Source organism: Pseudoalteromonas sp. AWM4_233, assembly GCF_056158285.1.
Genome location: NZ_JBSWSZ010000001.1, coordinates 1,044,333 through 1,068,537, shown reverse-complemented (window position 1 = coordinate 1,068,537; position 24,205 = coordinate 1,044,333). Strand labels below are relative to the sequence as shown.

General features: G+C 41.1%; 19 protein-coding genes. 12 read left to right on the top strand and 7 right to left on the bottom strand.

The window, feature by feature from the left end:
* Positions 1-216: 216 nt before the first annotated feature.
* The 5 genes from ACXAC4_RS04730 to ACXAC4_RS04710 all read left to right on the top strand — a co-directional run bounded on the left by ACXAC4_RS04730 (position 217) and on the right by ACXAC4_RS04710 (position 6,161).
* Complete coding sequence (locus ACXAC4_RS04730) at positions 217-1,653, top strand: peptide MFS transporter (RefSeq protein WP_058029263.1); 1,437 nt, start codon at positions 217-219, stop codon at positions 1,651-1,653.
* Between the two features lie 428 nt (positions 1,654-2,081).
* Positions 2,082-3,128 (top strand): 4-hydroxyphenylpyruvate dioxygenase, encoded by a 1,047-nt coding sequence (gene hppD / locus ACXAC4_RS04725; protein ID WP_475159406.1) that lies wholly within the window; start codon positions 2,082-2,084, stop codon positions 3,126-3,128.
* 148 nt (positions 3,129-3,276) lie between these two features.
* Entirely contained in the window at positions 3,277-4,590 is a 1,314-nt protein-coding gene (gene fahA, locus ACXAC4_RS04720) for a fumarylacetoacetase (RefSeq protein WP_475159403.1), read from the top strand.
* Between the two features lie 133 nt (positions 4,591-4,723).
* Positions 4,724-5,785, top strand: coding sequence for a peptidoglycan DD-metalloendopeptidase family protein (locus tag ACXAC4_RS04715; RefSeq protein WP_475159401.1), 1,062 nt, complete (start codon positions 4,724-4,726; stop codon positions 5,783-5,785).
* Positions 5,775-6,161, top strand: a complete 387-nt coding sequence (locus ACXAC4_RS04710) for a bactofilin family protein (RefSeq protein ID WP_138483262.1) — start codon at positions 5,775-5,777, stop codon at positions 6,159-6,161. Before ACXAC4_RS04715 ends, ACXAC4_RS04710 begins: the two co-directional genes overlap by 11 nt.
* On the opposite strand, the gene ACXAC4_RS04705 is transcribed toward ACXAC4_RS04710, so the two are convergent.
* On the bottom strand, positions 6,148-6,612 hold the full coding sequence (locus ACXAC4_RS04705) for a hotdog fold domain-containing protein (protein WP_404390646.1): 465 nt from the start codon (positions 6,610-6,612) through the stop codon (positions 6,148-6,150). The genes ACXAC4_RS04710 and ACXAC4_RS04705 overlap by 14 nt on opposite strands.
* A 189-nt stretch (positions 6,613-6,801) precedes the next feature.
* Between ACXAC4_RS04705 and ACXAC4_RS04700 the strand changes: the two genes are divergently transcribed.
* The 4 genes from ACXAC4_RS04700 (at position 6,802) to ACXAC4_RS04685 (ending at position 11,305) form a co-directional block, all read left to right on the top strand.
* Entirely contained in the window at positions 6,802-7,989 is a 1,188-nt protein-coding gene (locus ACXAC4_RS04700) for a multidrug effflux MFS transporter (protein WP_475159396.1), read from the top strand.
* 246 nt (positions 7,990-8,235) lie between these two features.
* Positions 8,236-10,083: a S8 family serine peptidase gene (locus tag ACXAC4_RS04695; protein ID WP_475159393.1), complete on the top strand. Its 1,848-nt coding sequence runs from the start codon at positions 8,236-8,238 to the stop codon at positions 10,081-10,083.
* Between the two features lie 108 nt (positions 10,084-10,191).
* Entirely contained in the window at positions 10,192-10,821 is a 630-nt protein-coding gene (locus ACXAC4_RS04690; protein WP_475159390.1) for a LysE family translocator, read from the top strand.
* A 22-nt stretch (positions 10,822-10,843) separates the two neighbouring features.
* Positions 10,844-11,305: a methylglyoxal synthase gene (locus ACXAC4_RS04685; protein ID WP_475164053.1), complete on the top strand. Its 462-nt coding sequence runs from the start codon at positions 10,844-10,846 to the stop codon at positions 11,303-11,305.
* A 13-nt stretch (positions 11,306-11,318) separates the two neighbouring features.
* Here ACXAC4_RS04685 and yegD read toward each other — a convergent pair whose 3' ends face one another.
* From yegD to sixA, 6 genes are all read right to left on the bottom strand, one after another.
* The gene (yegD, locus tag ACXAC4_RS04680; RefSeq protein WP_475159389.1) at positions 11,319-12,680 is read right to left on the bottom strand and encodes a molecular chaperone; all 1,362 of its coding nucleotides are present in this window, start codon (positions 12,678-12,680) and stop codon (positions 11,319-11,321) included.
* Between the two features lie 54 nt (positions 12,681-12,734).
* Positions 12,735-13,571 carry a DNA ligase gene (locus ACXAC4_RS04675; RefSeq protein WP_475159387.1) on the bottom strand — a complete coding sequence of 279 codons (837 nt, stop codon included), beginning with the start codon at positions 13,569-13,571 and terminating at the stop codon, positions 12,735-12,737.
* An 88-nt stretch (positions 13,572-13,659) separates the two neighbouring features.
* Positions 13,660-14,319: an HAD family hydrolase gene (locus ACXAC4_RS04670; RefSeq protein ID WP_475159383.1), complete on the bottom strand. Its 660-nt coding sequence runs from the start codon at positions 14,317-14,319 to the stop codon at positions 13,660-13,662.
* Positions 14,320-14,349: 30 nt separating this feature from the next.
* Positions 14,350-14,649 carry a hypothetical protein gene (locus ACXAC4_RS04665; RefSeq protein ID WP_475159381.1) on the bottom strand — a complete coding sequence of 100 codons (300 nt, stop codon included), beginning with the start codon at positions 14,647-14,649 and terminating at the stop codon, positions 14,350-14,352.
* 178 nt (positions 14,650-14,827) lie between these two features.
* Positions 14,828-17,107, bottom strand: a complete 2,280-nt coding sequence (locus ACXAC4_RS04660; protein WP_475159380.1) for a TonB-dependent receptor — start codon at positions 17,105-17,107, stop codon at positions 14,828-14,830.
* Positions 17,108-17,486: 379 nt separating this feature from the next.
* Positions 17,487-17,954 carry a phosphohistidine phosphatase SixA gene (gene sixA, locus ACXAC4_RS04655; protein WP_475159377.1) on the bottom strand — a complete coding sequence of 156 codons (468 nt, stop codon included), beginning with the start codon at positions 17,952-17,954 and terminating at the stop codon, positions 17,487-17,489.
* 162 nt (positions 17,955-18,116) lie between these two features.
* Between sixA and ACXAC4_RS04650 the strand changes: the two genes are divergently transcribed.
* The 3 genes from ACXAC4_RS04650 (at position 18,117) to ACXAC4_RS04640 (ending at position 24,143) form a co-directional block, all read left to right on the top strand.
* The gene (locus ACXAC4_RS04650; RefSeq protein ID WP_475159375.1) at positions 18,117-20,789 is read left to right on the top strand and encodes an insulinase family protein; all 2,673 of its coding nucleotides are present in this window, start codon (positions 18,117-18,119) and stop codon (positions 20,787-20,789) included.
* A 74-nt stretch (positions 20,790-20,863) separates the two neighbouring features.
* Complete coding sequence (locus ACXAC4_RS04645) at positions 20,864-23,125, top strand: putative bifunctional diguanylate cyclase/phosphodiesterase (RefSeq protein WP_475159373.1); 2,262 nt, start codon at positions 20,864-20,866, stop codon at positions 23,123-23,125.
* Positions 23,126-23,759: 634 nt separating this feature from the next.
* Complete coding sequence (locus ACXAC4_RS04640) at positions 23,760-24,143, top strand: MmcQ/YjbR family DNA-binding protein (protein ID WP_349287201.1); 384 nt, start codon at positions 23,760-23,762, stop codon at positions 24,141-24,143.
* Positions 24,144-24,205: the final 62 nt, after the last annotated feature.

Genomic DNA, 24,205 nt, shown 5'->3' with positions numbered 1-24,205 from the left:
GCTGGGTATACTGCATCGTTGCAGTGCATATTTACGCAAAAATAATGCGAATGTACCTGTTTCAAGGTTTTACCAATTTCATTAAAGCAATGCACATCTTAACAATACATCGCTTTAATGAAATTGTTATTAGACGTTTGGCCAAACGTCACTCAAGCACACAGTGCATAATTATAATTAGGCCACACAACACATTTTGATAATTTAGGAAGAAATATGAGCACATTACCTAAAGCAGGTGAGTTTTTAGGGCACCCTAAGGGGCTTTTCCTGCTATTCGGCACAGAAATGTGGGAACGATTCGGTTACTACGGCATGCGTGCCATCTTGGTATTATATCTTGTTGCTATGGCACAAGACGGCGGCTTCGGCTGGAGCAACGCCGATGCATTAAGTCTATACGGTACATTTACTATGGCGGTATACCTAACACCACTATTCGGTGGCTGGTTAGCCGACAACGTATTAGGTCAACGTAAAGCCATCATTATTGGTGGTATTTTAATGGCTGCTGGCCACTTTACTATGGGTATTCCTCATGCCATGGTAAGTGGTATCGAAGAAAGTGTTTTCTATGTTGGTTTAACATTACTTTGTATTGGTAATGGTTTATTCAAGCCAAATATCTCTACTATGGTTGGTGACTTGTACCAAGAAGGCGACAAACGTCGTGACAGTGCATTCACTATTTTCTACATGGGTATTAACTTAGGTGGCGCTCTAGGTCCACTTATCGCAGGTTACGTTGCAGCTGTAATTAACTGGCAGGCTGGTTTTATCGCGGCCGGTATCGGTATGGTTATCTCTGTTGTGATGCAGATGATCTTAAGTAAAAAGTATTTAGGTGACATCGGTGTAGTACCTTCAGCAAAACTGTCTCAGCAGCAGTCTGAATCAGGTCAAAAAGAGCCTCTAACTAAAGTTGAAAAAGACCGTATCAAGGTAATTTTCACAATGAGTGTTTTCAGCATCATTTTCTGGATGGGCTTCGAGCAAGCTGGCGGTCTAATGAATATTTTCGCCAACGATTACACTGACCGTATGTTGATGGGCTTTGAAATTCCAGCTTCTTGGTTCCAATCTCTTAACTCTATTTTCATCATTATCTTCGCGCCGATTGTAGCTATGATCTGGCTTAAGCTTGATAACAAAGAGCCAAACTCGCCAGTTAAATTTGCCATTGGTTTAGTTTTCTTAGCACTTGGCTTCTTCACTATGATGCTAGCACTTGCGACTGAAGGTGGTAATGGTCAAGATGCACTGCAAATCAGCATGATTTGGTTAGTGCTTTTCTACTTATTCCATACTCTAGGTGAGCTGTGCTTGTCACCAATCGGTCTTTCTATGGTAAGTAAGCTTGCGCCACTACGCCTTGCTTCATTGCTTATGGGTATCTGGTTCTTATGTACTGCAGTTGCAAACAAAATTGCTGCATTCGTAGGTGCGTTCATCGGTGAAGGTGAAGCTGCTATGGAAAATGCCATGGGTATCTTTATTGGTCTAGGTGCAACAGGCTTAATCTCGGCAGCATTAATGTACTTCCTAAGTGACCGTTTAGTTGACTGGATGCATGGCGCAGAGGGCAACCATGAACCACACACTCAAGAGCATTATTTAAGCGAAGAACTAGAAGTATCAGGTTCTAAGCAATAATTTTCCTTGTAGCAAAAAAGCCGCTTATGCGGCTTTTTTTGTATCTGTTTTTCAACTGTATTCATTTCTTTACACCCACTCCTTTTAGATGCAAGTTCAGAGGTATTCTTTGAACTTATAAACCCATTTCCTGGAAAAACCACCAACCGAAAATAACCATTTAACATCAATGACTTACAAGCTTCAAACTCCACGATTTAAAACAGCAAATATTCATCGATTTTTGTTCTGGCCCACTTGAGGAGATTCCATCGCCTGCCCTAGTCGAAATGCAGCAAAGTCGTTTTTAATGTGTGTTTTTAAATTTACAAATGCCCTCCTGACAATATCACTGCCCTATCTTCCCCTATTGCGATTTTTGATTAATGATTCGTTCCAACAACAAATCTAACAAGCAACCCAATTGTGCTTAATTGCGGAGTATGACAATGAGTGAAGTAAAAAACCCACTAGGTTTGGTTGGTATCGAATTTACTGAATACGCAACCCCTGATGCAGATTACATGGACAAAATCTTTGCTGATTTTGGTTTCTCTAAACTTAAAAAGTTTAAAGGTAAAGATATCGTTCATTACAACCAGAACGAGATCCACTTCTTACTAAATAACGAGCGTGGCGGTTTCTCTGCTGAGTTCGCAAAATCTCATGGTCCTGCGATTTGTTCAATGGGCTGGCGTGTAGAAGACGCTCAAAAAGCATTCGAAGTAGCTGTAGAGCGTGGTGCTAAGCCTGCGACAGATTCAGCAAACAAAGACCTACCATACCCTGCGATTTACGGTATTGGCGACAGCTTAATCTACTTCATCGACGTATTCGGTGACAAAGGTTCAATCTTTGAAAATGATTTTGAAGACCTAGCTGAGCAAAACATTGTTGAAGATAAAGGTTTCATCCGCATCGACCACCTAACAAACAATGTTTACAAAGGTACGATGGAAACTTGGGCTAACTTCTATAAAGGCGTATTCGGCTTTGAAGAAGTACGTTACTTCGACATCAAAGGTCAAAAGACGGCACTACTTTCTTACGCGCTTAAGTCGCCTTGTGGTACTTTCTCTATTCCAATCAACGAAGGTAAAGATGACAACAACAACCAGATCGACGAGTACTTAGACGAGTACAACGGTCCTGGTGTACAGCATCTTGCGTTCTTAACAAATGACCTTGTTGGTTCACTAGATAAGCTAGACAAAACTAACATCGCAACGCTAGATATCGTTGACCACTACTACGACACTATCTTTGACCGTGTTCCTTGGGTTAAGGAAGACAAAGAAAAAATCAAAGAGCACCAAATCTTAGTAGATAGCCAAAGCGAAGACTGTTACTTACTTCAAATCTTCACTAAGAACCTATTTGGCCCTATCTTCATTGAGATGATCCAACGTGTTGATGATGGTGGTTTCGGTGAAGGTAACTTCCAAGCACTATTCGAATCAATCGAGCGTGACCAAGAGCGCCGTGGTGTTATCTAATTTTAGATAAGCTGAATAAATTAAAAGCAGCTGACGTTATAAACGTAGCTGCTTTTGTAGTTTTTAAAGCTAAGTCGTTTTTCAAGCTTGATTTACTTTATTGAATCTCCATATTTAGACTTAGCCAATTAATGCAAAAGGAAAGACCATGTCTTTTATTAATGAAACGCACGATATTAATTTAAAAAGCTGGGTAAGCAGCGCAAACGTTGCGGGTAATGACTTCCCAATCCAAAACCTACCATTCGCCTCTTTCCGTCGTAAAGACGCATCTGAAGAGTTTCGCGGTGGTGTTGCTATCGGCGACCAAGTTTTAGATTTAGCGGTAGTTGCAGCTGCAGGTATTTTCTCTGGCGAAGCACAAGAAGCGGTAGAAGCGGCTAACGCACCTGCGCTTAATGAGTTTATGGGCATGGGCAAAGCACATTGGTCAGCACTTCGTTTAGCATTGTCTAAAGCATTACGTGAAGGCTCTGAGCACCAAGGTGCACTTGAGTCTGCTTTAGTTGCACAAGATGACGTTGAATATGCACTACCATGCCACATTGGTGACTACACTGACTTCTACACGTCAATCTATCACGCAACTGCGGTAGGTAGCTTATTCCGCCCTGATAACCCGCTTCTACCTAACTACAAATGGGTACCAATTGGTTATCACGGTCGTGCATCTTCTATTGATGTATCTGGTCAAAGCTTCCCTCGTCCTAAAGGTCAAACAAAAGCACCTGATGCAGACGTACCATCATTTGGCCCTGCAAAACGTATGGACTACGAATTAGAGCTAGGTATTTACCTTGGTAAAGGTAATGAACTTGGTGATGCAATTAGCATTGAAGATGCTGAAGATCACGTATTTGGTTTCTGTCTATTTAACGACTGGTCTGCACGTGACTTACAAGCGTGGGAATACCAACCACTTGGTCCATTCCTAGCAAAGAACTTTGCGTCAACAGTATCACCTTGGGTTGTAACAACTGAAGCGCTAGCACCATACCGTACACAGTGGCACCGTGATGAAAACGATCCTCAGCCACTAGAGTATCTTGAATCTTCACATAACCGTGAAGCGGGTGCATTCGACATTCAAATGGATGTACTACTAGAGTCTGAAAAGATGCGTGCTGAAGGTGCTGCACCAAGCAAGCTTTCTGAGTCTAGCTTCAAGCACAGCTATTGGACAGTGGCGCAAATGGTAACGCACCATACAGTAAACGGTTGTAACTTTATTCCTGGTGATATGCTGGGTTCTGGTACACAGTCTGGTCCTGAGCACGAAGAAGCAGGCTCTATGCTAGAGCTTTCTCGTGGCGGCAAAGAAACCATCACACTAAACAACGGCGAAGAGCGTAAGTTCTTAGAAGATGGTGACAAGGTTATCATGCGTGGCTGGTGTGAAGCAGACGGCTTTAATCGTATTGGTTTTGGTTCAGTTGAAGGCACGGTTTTACCTGCAAAATAAACTGTCAAAACTTAATAAAAAACACTATTCAAATCAAAGGCGTGCATAAAGCACGCCTTTTTTTGTGTATTTAAGCTGGATTTTTGCATAAATATTGTTAAGGTAGAACGTTGTTAACAGGTTATTAAGAAATATGTTGAACAAGATCAGTCACCTAGTAAAAAGCGCATTTAAGCCAAAACAATTGTTACTTCGCCAAAATGGTGACGTGAGTATGTTTACCCTACCTAGCAGCCTGCAAGTAAGCTTGTTATGTGCCGCTGTAGGTGCGGTTTGTTGGGTTAGTGTCAGCTCTTATGGTTATGTACAACAACAAGAGCAAATACAAACGTTAGAAAAACAACGCTTGACGGCTGAATCAAACTGGCAGCTAGAAAAACAACAACTAGAACAAAAATTAGCTGAGCAAACAAAAACACTTCAAGATCTTTCTCAACAACAGAACTTATTAGAGGGCTTAGTCGAGGCTTTACCTGAAAGTGTCGCTACGCCAACAACATCAGAACAGCAAGCTACTCAAAACGATGAATTTGAAGCGCAGTCAAAAAGCTTAGCCGATAAGCAAACATCATTACTCAACCACATCGAAAATAACATCACCGCAAGAGCAAGCGAATTGCATACCCACTTAGATGAAATTGGTTTAGATAAGCAATTGGCCCCTTCACCAATCGCTCAGGGTGGTCCTTACCACCAGTTAGACACGAAACAGATTTCTGCCGATTACTTAAGCGTGATTGATAAGCTGGTTGAACTTAATGAACTCGAGCAGATGATCACTTTGCTGCCAGACAGCATGCCGGTAAAACAAGAAAAGTTTTATGTATCCAGTCAATTTGGTTATCGAAAAGATCCTATTACAGGCCGCAGAGCCATGCACAAAGGTGTCGATTTAGCTGGTTGGCATAAAACAGACATTCATGCCCCTGCCGCTGGGGTTGTGACAAAAGCCGGGAAAAATGGCGGTTATGGAAAATTTGTTGAAATTGAGCATGCCAATGGCTTAGTAACCCGTTTTGGTCATCTTCATACCATTAAAGTTAAGAAAGGCCAAAAAGTCGAAAAGTCAGATGTGATTGCCTTGATGGGAAGTACTGGTAGAAGCACCAGCACTCATTTACACTATGAAGTCTTACAAAATGGTAAGCATATCAATCCGATAAAACTGGCTAAGGTACTTTCTCGTGTTCAATAAATTTAAAAATAATAGCAGCGCAAGTTTACCCGCATTAATCTCACCCAACACCCATGTGACTGGGCAAATTGACTGTGATGGGGAATTACAAGTAGATGGAAAAGTAACTGGCGATTTAAAAGTATCGACTCTCATCGTAGGTCAAAATGGTGAAGTTAACGGTAATATTATCGCTGAAAAAGTACAAGTGAAAGGCACTATCAACGGCAACATTGACGCGCAATCAGTGCACCTAGAAGTTACAGCGAAAGTGCATGGTGATGTTGCTCATGACACGCTAACCATAGATGCCGGGGCGCATTTAGAGGGCAAGCTTACACATAAGCAAGCCCCCGACAATATCACCCCCATCAAAGAGCAAGCTAACGCTCAGTAATATACATAGTAATATCAGCATGAAACACTTTAGTTTTGTGCTGATCATATACTTCTACAGGCACAATCAAGTCTTCTTTATCTTGCCACACTCTTGGTAAATCAATTTTTGCTTCTGCGGTTAAAACGCCATCCGCCTTTTTTAGATATTGCACTGTCATCCCCTTTGGGATCCAACGGTGAGTTTTAACAGGGACGGTTGCATCTGTCATGACACCTGCCACCAGCTCGGCAAGATTACACTGTGCAATGGCATGAATAGTACCTATGTGATTTTGAATCGAGCGGCGTTTCTTTATCACTGCAACGCATTTTCCCGCTTCTAAATGTGTAATAGTCGGTTTAATAGAACCAAAGTAAGGTGCCTTAATACATACAGCCTTACTAAATAACCAGTTACCGAATGGTAACCAACGAACACTTTTATAAATCCCCATTAATGATGCAGCCATGTTTTGCTCCAGTAATTGTTCTTATTTAATTAGCAAACATAACTCATCAGACCAGTTTTCAGCAAGTTTAAATTGAATATAACCTTAAGTAAAAAGCCATAAATGAAAATATATTATCGTTTCTCGGTATTAAGTCCTGTCGTTTTTATTTTAGAGCGTTACAATACGCGCCCTTAATAAGGAGTGCGCATGTCTGATCCCCAAATTAACTCAAAACTCAGCGTTTTTATTCTCATTTTACTCGTTATTTTCTGTCCGCTTGGTATTGATTTATACCTACCTGCATTTCCTGCCATGCAGTCTGGCTTAGCAGTAAGCAATGCGCACATTCAGCAAACCGTTGGCATTTATATGCTCACCGTCGGCTTAGGACAACTAATTGCAGGGCCTCTTGCCGATAAATATGGTAGAAGACCCATCGCGTTGGTTGGCATTTTATTATTTGCACTCGGTGGCTTGCTCGCAGCAAACACCAATGACTGGTACGTGATCATGGCTGCCCGTGCATTGCAAGGATTTGGCGCATGTGCGACTTTTGTTACTGCTTTTGCCATTGTCAGAGATCAGTTCGGTCATAAAGGCAGCGGCAAAATGATCACCTACCTCAATGGTATCGTGTGCTTTATACCGGCATTGGCGCCCATTTTCGGTGCTTGGTTAACCGTGCAATTTGGCTGGCAAAGTAACTTTATCTTTTTGGTTATCTTTGCCGTGCTTGGTTTTATTTTGCTGTTTTTGTTGTGCCCTGAAACGCGTCCAAAAGATACCATTTATTCTGGCCATATATTAGATTTAAGGCGTTTTAAACCTATGCTTGCAAGCAGTGAATTTATGTTTAATGCCTCTATTACCATGGTCGCAATGTCAGCTATGCTGGTATTTGTCACTACAGCACCTGAGTGGGTAATGACTCAGCTAAATAAAGATATCGCTGAGTTTACGATTTGGTTTACTGTGAATGCCATAATCAGCATTGCAGCCAGCTTTATCGCCCCTAAATATATTCAAAGCGCACCTAAACAGAGCCTAATTTTTGGCTTAGCGCTGCTCACATTGGGTGGCCTACTCATGATGGCGCTTAGTAGCGTCGCTGAACCAGCTGTATTTATGCTACCTATGTATATTGCCTCTATCGGCTTTGCATTTACATTAGGCTCTGCAGCTGGAAAAGCGCTTGGCGGCTTTGCACAACAAGCGGGCACTGCATCTGCGCTCATTGGTGTAATGCAAATGTCAGGCGCTGCAGTATTTGCTGTATTAACACAGCAATTTGGTTTGAGTGCACCGGTTCAAGTTGGTATTCATTTAACAACCTGCCTGCTATTTTTAGTTGCACTTAAATCAACAAAGAGCAACATAATTTATTCAAACTCATGACTAAAAGGTAAGACCTGTTTTTACTAATAGGTCTTACTCTCACCTACGTTCCCACTATGGTAAACCATGTAAATATCTGGACTTCCGTTAATATTTTTTACTTCTACGACTAGATTTTTTTATTCTAAAAATCTCGATAAAATGTAATTTCGTACCCTTTACAACCAAAAAATTTCACGTAATCTCGAGATTGTTAAAAAAATGTTTAAAAAACATCAGATAATAATTACAAAAGAGATAACAAGTATGAAGTTTAATAAATTCACCTCAGCACTACTTCTTGCAGGCGTTTGTTCAGCCGCTTCTGTTAACGCAGCGGATGACCGCTACATCATCCAGGTTGATAACGATAAAAAAGGCGTAGTTAAAGCATTAGCTAAAAAATTAGGCGCTGAATTACATGTTGATGGTAATGGTTTCTTTGCAGCAAGTTTCTCAGGTAAAGATCTATCAACCGTAAAAGGCTTACTAAACAACCCACATATTAAACTCATTGAAGAAGACCAAAAGCGTAAAGCTCTGGGCATCTATAACGATGATCTAGGTAATGCAATGCAGCAGCAGATCACACCTTACGCTGTGTATCAATCTCAAGCAGATCAGTTAACTTTTGATCCTAATGCTGGCATGAAAGTCTGTGTTATCGACTCAGGGCTTGATATGTCAAACCCAGACTTTATTTGGGGTAATATCACAGGTAATAACGACTCAGGCACAGGTAACTGGTATGAGCATGGTGGCCCACACGGTACACACGTAGCTGGCACTATTGGTGCGGCTGACAACAATGTCGGTGTTGTTGGTATGGCACCAGGTGTAGACATGCACATTATCAAAGTATTTAACGCTGAAGGTTGGGGTTACTCTTCTGATCTAGCCCATGCTGCAAACCTTTGTTCGCAAGCTGGTGCAAACATCATCAACATGAGCCTAGGTGGCGGTGGTTCAAACAGCACTGAATCAAATGCATTTGCAAGCTTCTCTCAAGCTGGTGGCCTAGTGGTTGCAGCAGCGGGTAATGATGGCAACTCAGTTCGTTCTTACCCAGCAGGTTACCCATCAGTCATGATGATTGGTGCAAATGATGCAAACAACCAAATCGCAGATTTCTCTCAATACCCAAGCTGTACATCAGGCAAGGGCCGTCGAGTTACAACTGACGAAACAATTTGTGTAGAAGTCACTGCAGGCGGTGTTGATACGCTATCTACTTACCCTGCTGGTATGGCAACATCAGCAAGCCTATCTATGGATGGCACACCATTTGAAACTTCTTCAATGGAAAACTCAGGCTCAGTAACCGCAAATGTTTACTTCATGGGCACAGCTGAAGCAACTGATGCACAAGCAGCTGGTAAAGTATGCTTAATCGACCGTGGTAATATTTCATTCCATGACAAAGTAGCAAACTGTGAAGCATCTGGTGGTGTAGGCGCTATCATTATAAACAATGAAGCAGGTATGCTTTACGCTACATTAGGTGACGCGAATACAACGTCAATTCCAGCGGTCGGTGCTGCTTTTGAAGATCGTTCAGCATTAATGGCGGCAACTTCTGCATCTATTAGCATTGGCACAAGTGATTATGGTCTAATGAGCGGTACTTCTATGGCAACACCTGCAGTTGCTGGCCTTGCTGCACTTATTTGGTCAAATCACCCAGAATGTACTGGTGAAGAAATTCGTTCAGCGCTTAAAGCAACGGCTGAAGACCAAGGTGCGGCAGGTAATGACGTCTACTTCGGCTATGGTATTGTTAAAGCGAAAGCCGCTGACGATTACCTAACGCAAAATGGTTGTGCTGGCGGTAATAATGGCGGTGGTGACAACGGTGGCGGCGATACTGGTGGTTCATTCAGCCTAACTGCTTCTGGCTATAAATCTAAAGGTTCAAAATATGCTGACCTAAACTGGCAAGGCGCAACGACATCAAATGTTGATATTTACCGTAACGGTAGCAAAATTGTCACAACCAGCAACGATAATAGCTACACTGACAGCATCGGTGGTAAAGGCGGCGGTAGCTACAGCTACCAAGTTTGTGAACAAGGTAGTACTTCAGCCTGTTCAAGCACTCAGACTGTAGTATTCTAACCAACCATTTTTAAGCGGGCTTCATGCCCGCTTTTGTTTACCCCTGTATATTTTATTCAAACCCGCTTATACTCTGCCCCACTCAATAACAACAATAATTTAAGTGCGATGCTCAATCCCGAATCTGTCATTTCTTTTTTAATTGCTAGTGCAGTTATTGCCGTGGCACCAGGCCCTTCAAATGCATTCTTAATGGCACAAACATTTACCCATGGCCGAAAAGCAGGTATGCAAAGTGCGTTAGGATTTGCCGCCGGTGGTGTTATTCATACTATTTTTGCTGTAGTAGGACTGTCGGCAATTTTAAAAGCCTCTGAAACAGCCTATGCGACGGTGCAATATCTAGGCGCAGCCTATTTATGTTATTTGGGTTTTGTAACTCTTAAAGACACATTTAAAAAGCAAGTTGATTCTGAAGATAAACCCCATGTAAGCACTAAAAAACAGGGGAATGTATTTGTTCAAGCCATGATGACTGAAGTACTTAACCCTAAAGTGGCGCTATTCTTTATTGCTTTTATTCCGCAATTTGTCGACCCAACACTCTCTTCAACCACTTTACAATTGGCTATTTTTGGTTTGCTTTACCCTATTTTGGCTTTCCCGATAGATTGTGCCTACATTTACAGCGGTGACAAAATTGCAGGCTACTTTAGGCAGCACCCAAGCGCACCAATCTGGATAGACCGCTTTTCGGGCTTTATTTTTATCGCCCTTGCGATTAACTTGTTACTCTAACAATTAGAAATGAGAAATGAGTATGGAAACCAAGGTTGAGAAAATCCCATCAAATAAGCACATAGCACTGGTTGCTCACGATGGTAAAAAAGACGCGTTAAAAGCCTGGTGTTTAGCCCACAAGAATACCCTTGAGCGTCACACGCTTTCTGCTACAGGCACAACAGGTAATGTCATTGAGCAGGCTACAGGCCTTAGCGTTAATAAATTACTCAGTGGCCCTATGGGTGGAGATCAACAGCTTGGTGCGAAAATAGCCGAGCATCAAATCCATATGCTGGTATTTTTCTGGGACCCTTTGGCTTCACAGCCACACGACCCAGATGTTAAAGCACTTTTGCGCTTAGCTGCTGTTTGGAATATTCCTGTGGCCTGTAATGAAGCAACCGCCGATATGTTGCTCCATTCATCTTTGATGAGTACTGAATTTAGCCGCGCTTTACCTGATTACGACAAGTATTTGGCAACGCGACTAAACACTTAATATTTAGAAGCTTTTATCTAAATAGCTTTTCTGCCCATTTAGTTAAACCGGCGGTGACACTACCAAAGTTATCGCCGCTTAACATCTCGATATCACCCAGTCGTTGTTTTAGCGCCGCCTTTAATAGTGGCGATTGCGCACTGCCGCCCGTTAAATAAATCACATCAGGTTGTGTTCCTGCATCTTGAATAGCTTGCTCAGCCAAAGTGCAAATCTGCTCTAAACTGTTTTCAAGGGCTTCAGCAAGCTGTGCATCAGTGATCAACTTAGCCAAGTCTTTACTGATGAAACTCATATCACAGTGACTCTGCGAGTTAGCACTTAATGCAATTTTCATTAATTCAGCTTGCCTAACTAAACGGTGCGATAGCTTGTTTTCTTGTACTTTAATCAAACGCTGTAGCCGTTCTGGCTGCTCTATCTCACGAAGCATCGCAATTAAGTCGCGATGGTTTTTATCTGAGTAGAAGTCACTTTGCATTTGCAGGTCATTAATTTTACATGCTTGCCAAAACAATTGGTTAGGCATAGGAAGACCTGACTTAAACTTATCGTCACGACCTAGTAAATCAGTTAGTTCATGAAACGCCAATGCTATGTCTAAATCGTTACCGCCAATACGCTTACCAGTATGCGATAAAAAGTCGGCATTTCGGCAGGCATTGTCTCTAAAACTTGGTCCCATTTGCACAAACGAGCAGTCAGAAGTACCCCCACCAATATCGACCACAAGCACTTTTTTGTCAGCCGTTAAGCCGGATTCAAAATCGACCCCCGCAGCCAAAGGTTCAAATAAAAACTCAACCTCTTTAAAACCTGCGCGTTTTGCCGCTGTGGTTAAGATATTCACAGCTTGTTGGTTGCTTTCTTCACCACCAATGGCCTGAAAGTTTACCGGACGGCCAATGACAGTGTGTGTCAGTTCATATCCCAGCTGTTGCTCTGCACGCTGTTTGATTTGCATGATCATGGTGCTGGCAATGTCTTCAAAAAAGGCGATTTGTTGTGGTTTTAAGCCTACTGCACCAAAGAACGATTTTGGCGATTTAACGAAATAACCATCTTCTGGAAAGTCGATATACTCTTCTATGGCAGCCTGACCAATAGAAATACCAGTATCAGAAGACTCCAAGTCTAGGTCACGTTTAATAGCCGGTACAGTATTCAAAAGGTGCGCCCTAGATTGTCTAAAACTCTCTACATCACCCTGCTTTAAATTATGTGCAACATAATCTGAGATTAATGCATTATGCTGTGCATATAGCGTCGAAGGTAAATAATGTTTGTTGTTTTCTAATTTAACGAGTGCCACTTGTGAGTCACGCATCACACCCATCGCACAATTAGAACTACCGTAATCAAATCCAACTATCATCTCTAACCTCCGACACAAAAAAGGTCGCGCAGAGTACCACAGATAAAACTGAGTTTAAAATATTTCTCTCACCCTTAGAAACCTTGCAAAACGCGGCTTGTTATATTTTGTTTTATCTTGATAACGATAGGTGATCACAGTACCTATTTGAGGCGGGTTTGCTCTGAGTGCGTCGGTAAGCCCAGAGCCTATTTTAAACTCAACGCCGTCGTCTAAATTGCGCACGCGCAATGCACCTGTTTTGCCTTGGTATTTACCTTTACCTTCACTGTAGCCAATTACAACCGCTTCGGCGTCTGAGTAGGGCTTATATTTTAATAGTTGTGGTGAACGGCCTGCAAAATGTGAAGCGGTGGCTAAATGTAACATTACCCCTTCTCCACCTCTTGCTACCACTTCATCAAAGTAATCATCTAATTGCTCTCTACTGGCAAAGCTTTGTTGCGTAACAGCTTGAATATGAGACTGCTTGAGTGCAGTGACCAATTGCAGATACTTTTTATAGCGTTCAGCAAAACTGCCAGACGCTTTTGGCATATCAAAGACCATATACTTCACTTTGCGCCAGTCTTTATCATTGCCGTTAAGCTGTCTGGCAAGACCACTGACAAACTCAAATTGCCCGTAGTCGACCCAAAGTTCTCCGTCTAGGTAAGTGTTTGGTAATTTCTCTGTGAACCAAGCTGGTGCATAAATTAGGTTACCGCGTCGAGTTTTAAGTTGTGTGCCATCCCAAATGGCACGTACACCATCATATTTTTCACTCACTAAATAATGTTCGACTTGGTGGGTATCGTTGAATACAGAAGCTAATTGTGCGGGTGAGGTATTCGCCCAAGAAGCTGAGCTTAACAATAAAAAAGCTAATAAATAGAAATAATACATACGCATGGCTCCTTATGCGCTGAAGTAAAATTAATAATGAGTTTATACTTCCTAGCTGCCCTCATTATCTGAAGTATTGTGACCTTTATATAGTCTAAATATAGGTATTTTTTTGAATATACTCCCAAGCTTCACTAAGATCATTGGCAATAAAACTAGCCTTGCTGTGATCTTGAGATTTCGAGTATTCATGAGGGATAACAATTGTCTGTACGCCCGCTGCTGTCGCACTTTGAAGACCCGTAGCACTGTCTTCTAAAGCAAATGCTTCCAGGGGCTTTATAGATAAGAATTCAAGTGCCTTTAAATATGGCTCAGGAGCGGGTTTTGGGTTGATTACATCGTCTTTGCATATCGTCGCACTGAACAAATCAAATAATTCGTAGTGCGTTAATACAGGAATAGCTTCATTGCGTGTGCTGCCTGTTACTAAGACCAAGGTAAACTGCTGTTTAGCTGCATTAAGGAAAGCTTTCACGCCTGCTAATAACTTTGGTTTTACCTGTTCAGACGTTAGAACAAACTGCTGATTTTTTTGCTCACATAGCCACTGAGCTGAAATATCTAAATTATGCCGTTTCTTTATTACTGTTGCGGCTTGTAAGGTAGGGACACCCGCAAACTCTAAGCAAAAAGCTTGCTCTGTATAATGAATGTCAAAAGGAGATAAAACATGTTGCCAGCTGTCATAATGAACGACCTCAGAATCAACCAAAGTACCGTCAAAATCTATCAGTAATGCTCGCTTTTCCATGTTTCTCTCCTTGAATTAATCGTTTTTAGCTTATTGCTTTAAGCTCTCAGGTACTTCTGCTGTTGCTTCTTCACCTGATTCAACCTCTACAAGCGTATAGCCTCGAGGTTGGCGTACTACTTTTAAGATTGGCTTTTCAAACGCAGACTTTAAACGGTCCGTATCTGCTTGAAGCTCGTCAACTGTGCGGCCAAAAGGTGCAGCACCTGTTTCAGACCAATTTGTTACTTTACCATTTAAGTTATATTCAACTTCGTGAATTTGATAAAGCGCCGCCTCATCTTTAGTTGCTTCACAAAAAATAACACGGTAATTCCAAAATCCAGACATAATTTTTCTCTTACTTTCAATTTAGGGCAACTTTACCAGCTCATTTTATTAATACCAATCCTCAATGTGACTTATTTGAGAGTAATCGGCAAAAGGCTAAATACTATGTTTTCGAAATATAAAAAAACCCGCGAAAATGCGGGTTTTTACTAAAACTAATTTCTATTTCGAAATAAGATTAGAAGAAGCGTACTTTAAATTCAGCACCAATGTAACGCTCTTCATTTAACATACCTGTGTTGTTATTGAAGTCTACGCCACCAATAACCACTTGCTCGTCAAATAAGTTACGTACAAATACAGATGCTTCATATTCGTTGTCGCCAGCTAACCATTGGTAACCTGCACGTACACCTGCTTCAAATAACGCTTCACCTTTGAACTCAACCGCTTCATATAAGAAGAAGTCAATTTCGCTACGGTAAGACACATCTGAGTAGATGAAGAAGTCGCCACCCTCAAGTTCTTTGGTATAACGAAGAGTCGCGTTTGCAATCCACTCTGGTGCATGTGGTAAGCTGTTACCATCTAAAACTGCTAAACCATTCTCTACTTTGTTTGTTACCGTACACTGAGCACAAACTTGAACAGCTAGGTCTTTATCGTTCAATTCAGTTTTGTTGTAGCTCAGGTTAAATGTTGCGTTTAACTCATCAGTTAAAACCCACTCTGAGTCAAGCTCGATACCGTAACCTGTTGTCTTATCAGCATTGATCAGACGGTTAAAGTTAGCGTCACCACCTACAGCTGTTAACTGTTGGTCATTCATCTGATAATAGAAAACTGTCGCATTCACACGACCTTGGCCGTCTAATACGTCAGACTTGATACCTGCTTCAATTGAGTTAGTCGTTTCAGACTTAGCAACCGTTACTTCATCACCGAATAAAATACGACCTTGAACACTCGGTGCACGGAAGCCGTTTGCGATACGCGCGAATAGGTTAATGTCATCAGTGTACTTATAGGTTGCGCTTAAATCCCAAGATACATGGCTGTCATCTGGGTTTGCAGAGCCTTCTTTAAAGTCTGTTGCGCCTGTGAATGGCACCGGTGTTTTCGTGCGCTTCGCGTAAAACTCTTTTTCATCGTTAGAGTAACGAATACCAGCGGTTACTTTTAATTCATCAGATACTGTGTAATCAAATGAGCCGAAAAGTGCCCACGCCGACGTGCTTTGGTCTTGGATTGCATAACCGTTTTGAAGGCCATAATTGTTTGCAGCTGCATCCCAAGCAAACGTATCAAAACTGAAGCTTTCGATTACTAAATCTTCTTCGTATAAGAACACACCTACTTGATAGTTCATATCGCCAGAGAAGTTACTTGAAAGACGAAGCTCTTGAGTATATTGGTCATGCTCAGGGATTGCATCAGCAGTTTCAGATGCAAACGGGATAACCCCTGGGCCCATTGCTGGTAAGAATGATGCACCATAACCACCATCGACGTCTGCGCGAGAATAGATTTCAGCACTTTCCCAACCAGTGATCGACGTTACTGTGTGCTCTTTTAGATCCCACTCAAGTTTAAGGCTTAGGCCTTGTGTATTAACCTGCTGAGTCGAACGAGAAGCTGCATCGTGATAAACAACATCATTGTCATAGATTGGATTGATGTTATTTGTGCCCTTTTCAATCAGGTTTGCACGGAATGCAATTGGACGACCGTCAAGGTCGCGCTTGTGGTAGTTTAAAAGACCGGTGAAGTCATCACCTTCATATAAAAACTGAACACGTGCTGCTTTTTCATTGTAACCACCAAGCGAATCTTCTTTTTCGAAGCCCGGTGCTTTTACGTCGATGTAATCTGGACGATCTTGAATAAGTAGAGAAACACGCGTTGAAAGCTTGTCAGTAAGACCAGTACCTACTGCACCTTCAAAGTCTACTGAGCCTTTGCTACCGTATGACACCGCACTGTACGCATCGAACTCTTGGCTTGGCTTAACTGAATCAAACTTTACAAGACCTGCTGGTGTATTACGGCCAAACAGTGTGCCTTGTGGGCCTCTTAGTACTTCGATACGCTCGATATCAAATACAGGGAAACCTTTAAGAATAGGGTTTTCTTGAACAATTTCGTCTACAACTAATGAAACAGGTTGTGACGCGTTCAAGTCAAAATCGGTATTACCCAAGCCACGAACATAAAAGCGCGGGAAAGTACGGCCGAATGATGATTCAACTGATAAACTTGGGATTTTTGCGTTCATGAAGCGAATATCCATACCCGCTGAGCTATATGCGTCTAATCCATCGCCTTGTAGGGCTGACACAGACACAGGTACTTCTTGCGCATTTTCAACACGTTTACGTGCTGTTACTTGAATAACTTCTAGCTGATTGCTTTTAGCTTCTTGCTCTTCAGCATGCGAGATGAACGAAGTACTTGCTACAGTAGAGAACAACGCTGCATTGACTAAAACTGCTAACGTAGATCTTTTGATTGCTTTCATGTTTGGGGTAAACCTTTTATAAGCACTCTATTGTTCAACGGTAAAATATGGGCGCCGTATCACATTGGCGTGATTAGTTCAATTTTTCGCCTATACTGAATGTACAATGCGGACCTTAGAGACGAGAGTGCAAAACGAATTCTAAGGCTGAATCTAACGGCATAATTATAACAGCAAATTTCAACTTTGCTTCAAATAACCCCAAAAAAGCCAAAAATAATAAATTTTATCTACAAGATTACCGATTTAAACAACTTTTATTTTACCACCAAAAACCAAAAGCAAGGACATTTGTCCTGTGCCAATAGTGAAAAACGTTAAAATTAACGCTTTATTTGGGTAAGGGAGAGATTTAAGATTTGTACAGTAAATGAACTGACTAAAGTGAAGGAGAAACTACTTTAAAAAAATCCGCTTTTCTGTTTTTTTCATCATAGCGAATAACAGCAATGCCAGCTGTAGTGAAAATTGGCATATCACCAGGGCTTAGTTGGTCTACCAAATAACTCACTATTGGCATGTGCGCTACTAAAAGCCAGGTATCAATCTCTGGATTCAAGCTCATTAAAGTTTCGAGGTAATCAATCGCAAATCGCGCATCGCCACTGGGGACAATATCTTTACATACTTCAAAATAATCTACGGGGTTGTGTTTAATAACTTGCTCGGCTGTTTGCTGCGCTCTAATAAAAGGACTTACGAGTATCGCTTTGGGCTGATAATGCGCTTTAATCCATAGCGCCATTTCACTCGCTTGGCTTACTCCACGCGGGGTCAGCGCTCTTGCGGCATCATCAGCTTGCATAGGCTCGGCTTCACCATGGCGCATAATTAAGATTGTTTTCATAAAACCTCAAACACTTAGAGTAATAATTTTCAGTAAAGCGGTAGCAACTTAACTACTTTGTTCGCTATATTAAAACAAAACACATGACAATCCAAAGAACCTTAGCAGCGGTAAGTTAGTTCAAATTGGCCTCATCTCTTAATTTATATCGGCGGCAGACTCTTGAAAATTAGCAATAATGATAAACGCAGCTATCAAACTCTTACACTCGACAATGGTCTGAAGGTACTCCTTGTACAAGACCTAGATTCAAAAAAATCTGCAGCATCACTGACCGTCAATGCTGGACACTTTGATGATCCTAAGGATCGCCAGGGAATGGCGCATTTTATTGAGCACATGCTATTCCTCGGCACTGAAGCCTACCCTGACCCTGGCTATTTCTCTCAATTCATTAGTCAAGCTGGCGGACATTGTAATGCATGGACTGGCACAGAACACAGTAGCTATTTTTTCGATTGTGATCATCAACAATTACATGCCGCATTAGACATTTTCAGCCAGTTTTTTATTGCTCCCTTATTCGACAAACTTCAAGCAAAGAGTGAGCGAAATGCGATAGATGCCGAATACAAAATGAAAACTAAAGATGATGGTCGACGCATTTATCAAGTGCATAAAGAAACGGCAAACCCTGCTCATCCATTTGCAAAGTTTGCCGTTGGCAACCATCAAACTTTAGAAGACAGAGACGCCTGTATCTCAGACGAGTTACGTCAATTTTTCAACACCCATTACCTTGCCCAATGGATGACATTAGCCATTGCAGGCCCTCAATCGTTGAATGAGTTAGCCGATATGGCTAGACAATACTTTTCTAGGGTGGCTTCAAGCCAAAATAATAAACCCGCTATCAATGTACCTCTCTACCGTAGCAATGATCTGGGTAAACTCATTCACATTACGCCTAAAAAGCAAATGCAGAAACTGATCGTTAGCTTTGCTATGCCTAATGTTCATAACCTGTATAAATCTAAGAGTTTAAGCTTTTTAGCTCACTTGATTGGCTTTGAAGGCGAAGGCTCGCTGTATTCAATATTAAAAGCCCAAGGTTGGATCAACGCGCTTTCAGCCGGTGGCGGCGTGAGTGGCAGTAATTATAAAGACTTTAATGTCAGCTTTGCCCTCACGGAACACGGGATTGAGTTTTACGAAGACATTATTGAAATGTTATTCGAATATATTGCACTTATCGAGCATAAGTTTGCCGACTTACCTGCACTCTATGCTGACAAACAAGCTTTATTAGAAATCGCCTTTGACAACCAAGAACCAAGCAAATTAGTAGAGTGGGTTAATGCGTTAAGCGTGAATATGCACCACTTCGATGAAGCGGATTATTTGTGCGGTGACTATGTCATGACTGGGTTCGAGCCTCATTTACACAAAAAACTTTGCCAATACTTGTCGGCGAAGAATATGCGAGTCGTTTTAATTCATCAAGGTGTTGAAACTAATAAAAGAGCCCAGTGGTATAACACAGCTTATCTGGTAGAAGATTTACCTACGCACTGGCTTGAAACACTTGATAAAATAAAACATCCTCTTCCAGAAATGAAGCTGCCTAGCGTCAATCCTTATTTAAAAGCAAAACAAATTTTACACACAAGCGCGCCGTCTTTCTCTGTGCCAAAAAAACTTGCTTTTAAGGACGGTTTAAATTTCTGGTTTAAACAAGACACAGAATTCAAAGTCACAAAGGGACACCTTTATATCGAGATAGATTCAAAAGTCGCGGTTAATTGTGTTAAGAACATGGCACTTACACGGTTATTAGCCGATTTATTAATGGATAGTCTCGCTGAGCCTTTCTACTCAGCTGAACTTGCGGGCCTTAACTACCATATCACCTCTCATCAAGGTGGTTTGACGCTCAATACAGCTGGTCTCTCGGCAAACCAGCCTGAATTTGCAGTAGAGTTACTTAACTATATTTTATCTCAAGATATTAGCCCTATTCGATTTGCTGAATATAAAAAACAACTATCGAGACATTGGCTTCAACATAACCATAATAAACCTGTCTCTGCGCTATTTAGCATATTAGGTGCACATCTGATGCCTTGGAACCCAGCTCCTGAAGACTTAGCGCAAAGCCTAAAAGGTGTTACATTTAATGAGTTCAATGAATTTAGAGGTGCATTTTTTAAAGCCATACATATTAAAGCGTTTATGTATGGTAATTGGCGTGAAAGTGATGCTGAAAATATGCTTAGTAGCATCAAAGAAACCTTCAAAAAGAGCGAAATCTTAGAAGATTTAAAACGCCCCCTTATTAAACTCAAACAACACATGACGCATTCATCTTTCAAAGAACAGGCTGAACATGGATTACTATATTATATTCAAGCAAAAACTTCAGATGTTGATGAAAAAGTACAACTCATGCTTATTAATCAACTTGTTCAGCATCTGTATTTTGATGAACTCAGAACCAAGCAGCAATTAGGTTATTTAGTCGGTGCAGGTTACGCGCCTTTTAACACCCGTGCAGGGCTTGCGTTTTATGTGCAATCTCCAAATAATTCTAGCCAGCTACTACTGCAAAGTCATGAAGAGTTTATCAATATATTCTTGAATAACTTGTCGAAATTAAGTTCTGAGGCATTTTTAGAGGCTAAGAAAGCTTTAGAGCTACAAATTGCAGAAAACGACAAAAACCTGAGACTGAGAGCTCAGCGGCTTTGGGTCGCGATCACCAATGAAGATCACCACTTTTCAATGCAACCTAGATTACTCAAAGCCCTTCAAACACTGACAAAAGATGTATTTATCAATAATGCTATCTCTTTGATAAGTAATAAAGACTCTCACGCAACGCTAACTTTCAACTGATAAGGCTCTGTTATCTACTTTACTCTCAGTTCAGCATAGATTAGATTAGGCGTTGTTCTGAGAAATAAACATCTATGATTAAAAATATAACAATAATGATGTTCATAGCGTTATTAAGCTCATTATTTAGCATGCCATTGATGGCATTGGAGTTTAATCAACAGAGCCTGGGAGCTAATATTTATTGGCTTGCTCCTGTGGGCTTAATGACATTATTCACCACCTATTTGCTATTTATAAACCGTAGGCTAAAGCGTTCACAGCAAGACTTAGCTATGTCTGAATTACGCTTAAAACGGACTGTTGAAGGCAGTGGTGATACGCTATGGGACTGGAACATCAGCTCAGGGGAAATCATACGTATAAACGATAAATACATGGTATGCCAAGACCAGCCAGAAAAAAATGCACATTTTTTACCCAACACGCACCGTATACACCCTCAAGATCTTCCCTTAGTAGACAAATTACTTAAGCAACACTTTGCTGAACAAACGGCTTTTTTTGAAGCCAGTTATCGCCTAAAAGATACCTTAGATCAATACCACTGGGTGTTAGATCGCGGAAAAATCATTGAAAAAGACGCCAATTTAAACCCTGTAAGAATGACAGGCACGGTACGTGATATTAGCCACCTAAAAAGTACCGAAGAGCGACTCAACTTATTTGCTAAATGTGTCGAATCCCTGACTGACGCCATTGCCATTTATGACAAAAATTACCAGCTTGTAGACGTCAACCCTAGCTATTTAAAACTCTTTGGGGGGTTAAGAACTCACTACCTCGGAAAGCAATTTAACCTTCCTGGATATGATGAAAGATATATCCGTGAGGTAAAAGCAAACCTAAAAGAGTCTGAGCACTGGCAGGAAGAATTAAAGCTCAGGAACTTTAAGAATACCCTATTGCCAATCGAAGTCAGCATCGACGAAATAAAGAATAGTCATGGCCAGGTAACAAACTATGTTGTTATTTTCTCAGATTTAACCGAGCGTAAAAAAGCAGAGTCGCAGCTACATAATCTCTCCAACAGAGATAGAACAACAGGTCTGCCGAATAGGAACTTATTTTTCACTAACTTAAAAAAATTAGCGCAACAAGATGTTCATCATGCTCTACTGGTCTTTGATTTAGACAACTTTAAAAAGATTAATGACTCACTGGGTCATCAACTCGGAGATAGCTTGCTTGCAAAGCTGGCAATGCGCCTCAACAAACTAGCTCGACAACAAGACACCTTTTACCGTCTAGGCGGCGATGAATTCGCCTTGGTGATGACCGGCACGAATGATATTCACACCATTACCAAAACTGCAAAGCAGTTTTTGGCAGCCATTGCAACGCCATTTAAAATGGCCAACCATGAACTCGTGATCACCTCTTCCGTTGGCATTGTGCTATTTCCTGAAGATGGAGCAACGCCAGAAATCTTACTTAAGAATGCAGATACAGCCATGTATCATGCAAAACAAAAAGGTAACCACTACTTATTCTTTAACGACTCTATGAACGAACAAGCCGTTAAACGGTTACAAATCGAAAACCTGATGCGTTTTGGTTTAAAAGAAGATCATTTTGTCGTTTATTACCAGCCTAAAATGGACATCAAATCAGGTCTGCTTGTCGGCATGGAAGCGCTAGTCCGTTTTATTACCCCTAAAAAAGGCATTATAAGCCCAGGTGTGTTTATTCCTATCGCAGAAGAAACAGGACAAATCATTGATATTGGTGAGGTCGTGCTCGACAAAGCTTGTAAAGATGTAAAACGATGGATAGATCAAGATTTATTTGACGGCCGCGTTGCCGTTAATTTATCTGCAAAGCAATTTAGCTTGCCCGACCTTACCACGCGCATCGATATCATCTTACAGAAAAACCATTTGCCCTCTTACTTTCTTGAGCTTGAAATCACTGAAGGTACAGTCATGGACGACCCACAAGAAGCCATTAATATTATGCGCTCGCTCAGTGCCAGAGGTATTCACCTGGCGATTGATGACTTTGGTACAGGTTATTCATCACTGGCTTATCTAAAGCAGTTTCCTCTGAATACGTTAAAAGTCGATAAAGCTTTTGTCGACGACATGCACAATGAGCGTGGTCGGAATATGGTAGACTCGATTGTAACAATAGCTCAAAACCTAGAGTTACACGTTGTCGCAGAAGGTGTTGAAAAGGCAGAGCAACTGGCAATATTAGAAGAGTTAAATTGCCAAACTGTACAAGGGTACTATTACTCTAAGCCCCTTTCAGCTGAGGAGTTTACTGAGTTTTTGAAACAACAAAGAGTTGTCAAAAATAAACAAGTTAAACCAGATTTAAAAGTAGTTAGCTAGCTGTTCAGGTTACCTTAAAGCACTTTAGTTTTCCCATTTGCATATTTCTTAAAATAGCCATTCTGTAATGCACTCTCAAAAACACCCAACAAATAGGACCAACAGCCAAACTAAATGCAACCCAACGCTTTGTCGGCATGCCTAGGCGAATAGTTTCGCAATAAATGGCCATTGCACTTAAAAGCAAACAAAACATCACTAACATTAGCACTCCCCTTCAAACTGGCGAATTATACAGCAACCAGCATAAAAGAAGCACAAAAAAACGTTTAATTGTTGCAAAATATTGCATTATTTCATTTAATACCAAGCCATAATTTCACTCTTAAAATGGTATTTTATTCATTTTTTCATAACTAACTGATTTATAGTGAGGTTAAGTGAAATTTAAACTGGTCGTCATGGCGAGGTTTTAGCACAGTTTTTACGCACAGGTTTTGTGAGTGTAAAGAAAGGCGTTTATTGACTATTGCTCATCACTTTCGAGCAAACTGAGTTCCCAGTTTACCCAATTGTGTAAGCAAGCTCAGTAAACAGACTAAAATGTTTTTTCTTAAGATTATTGTCTTTACGAATTAAGTGCTAAACTCAAACCATGTGGTTTTAATTAATAGTTACTTCAAGGATAAGAGCTATGAATAAACAAAGCGTACATGATTATTTGCAAAGTAAACCAGGCGCGTTTATAACGCAGCCTTTTTCGCAGGATAGCGATGTTTACAAAGTGCAACATAAGATGTTTGCCACCCTTTACGAAGGTAAAGAAGGTCAGCTAGACGAAAACAATGAGCCTGTTTTTTGGTTAAATGTGAAGTGTGATCCTGACGAGGCATTAATACTTAGAGATAAGTACGAATCAATTTTGCCGGGTTATCACATGAATAAACGCCTTTGGAATACGATTGTCCTTGATGGCACGGTACCTGAAGACGAAATCAAAAAGTTTATCGATGACTCTTATCAGATTGTTGTTGATAACCTACCTACAGCTCAGAAAGAAGCACTAGCGAATCTTTAATAACCTGAGTATACGTGTAATGGCCTCCCTCGTTATCTGACGAGGGCCATTCCACCTCCCCT

Bases quoted from the DNA above. Each gene is read 5' to 3' on its own strand.
- ACXAC4_RS04700 (WP_475159396.1), top strand. From the start codon at position 6,802: ATGTCTGATCCCCAAATTAACTCAAAACTCAGCGTTTTTATTCTCATT.
- ACXAC4_RS04715 (WP_475159401.1), top strand. From the start codon at position 4,724: ATGTTGAACAAGATCAGTCACCTAGTAAAAAGCGCATTTAAGCCAAAA.
- hppD (WP_475159406.1), top strand. From the start codon at position 2,082: ATGAGTGAAGTAAAAAACCCACTAGGTTTGGTTGGTATCGAATTTACT.
- ACXAC4_RS04645 (WP_475159373.1), top strand. From the start codon at position 20,864: ATGATTAAAAATATAACAATAATGATGTTCATAGCGTTATTAAGCTCA.
- ACXAC4_RS04695 (WP_475159393.1), top strand. From the start codon at position 8,236: ATGAAGTTTAATAAATTCACCTCAGCACTACTTCTTGCAGGCGTTTGT.
- ACXAC4_RS04685 (WP_475164053.1), top strand. From the start codon at position 10,844: ATGGAAACCAAGGTTGAGAAAATCCCATCAAATAAGCACATAGCACTG.
- ACXAC4_RS04665 (WP_475159381.1), bottom strand. From the start codon at position 14,649: ATGTCTGGATTTTGGAATTACCGTGTTATTTTTTGTGAAGCAACTAAA.
- ACXAC4_RS04640 (WP_349287201.1), top strand. From the start codon at position 23,760: ATGAATAAACAAAGCGTACATGATTATTTGCAAAGTAAACCAGGCGCG.
- ACXAC4_RS04675 (WP_475159387.1), bottom strand. From the start codon at position 13,571: ATGCGTATGTATTATTTCTATTTATTAGCTTTTTTATTGTTAAGCTCA.
- yegD (WP_475159389.1), bottom strand. From the start codon at position 12,680: ATGATAGTTGGATTTGATTACGGTAGTTCTAATTGTGCGATGGGTGTG.
- ACXAC4_RS04670 (WP_475159383.1), bottom strand. From the start codon at position 14,319: ATGGAAAAGCGAGCATTACTGATAGATTTTGACGGTACTTTGGTTGAT.
- sixA (WP_475159377.1), bottom strand. From the start codon at position 17,954: ATGAAAACAATCTTAATTATGCGCCATGGTGAAGCCGAGCCTATGCAA.
- ACXAC4_RS04660 (WP_475159380.1), bottom strand. From the start codon at position 17,107: ATGAAAGCAATCAAAAGATCTACGTTAGCAGTTTTAGTCAATGCAGCG.
- ACXAC4_RS04730 (WP_058029263.1), top strand. From the start codon at position 217: ATGAGCACATTACCTAAAGCAGGTGAGTTTTTAGGGCACCCTAAGGGG.
- fahA (WP_475159403.1), top strand. From the start codon at position 3,277: ATGTCTTTTATTAATGAAACGCACGATATTAATTTAAAAAGCTGGGTA.
- ACXAC4_RS04690 (WP_475159390.1), top strand. From the start codon at position 10,192: ATGCTCAATCCCGAATCTGTCATTTCTTTTTTAATTGCTAGTGCAGTT.
- ACXAC4_RS04705 (WP_404390646.1), bottom strand. From the start codon at position 6,612: ATGGCTGCATCATTAATGGGGATTTATAAAAGTGTTCGTTGGTTACCA.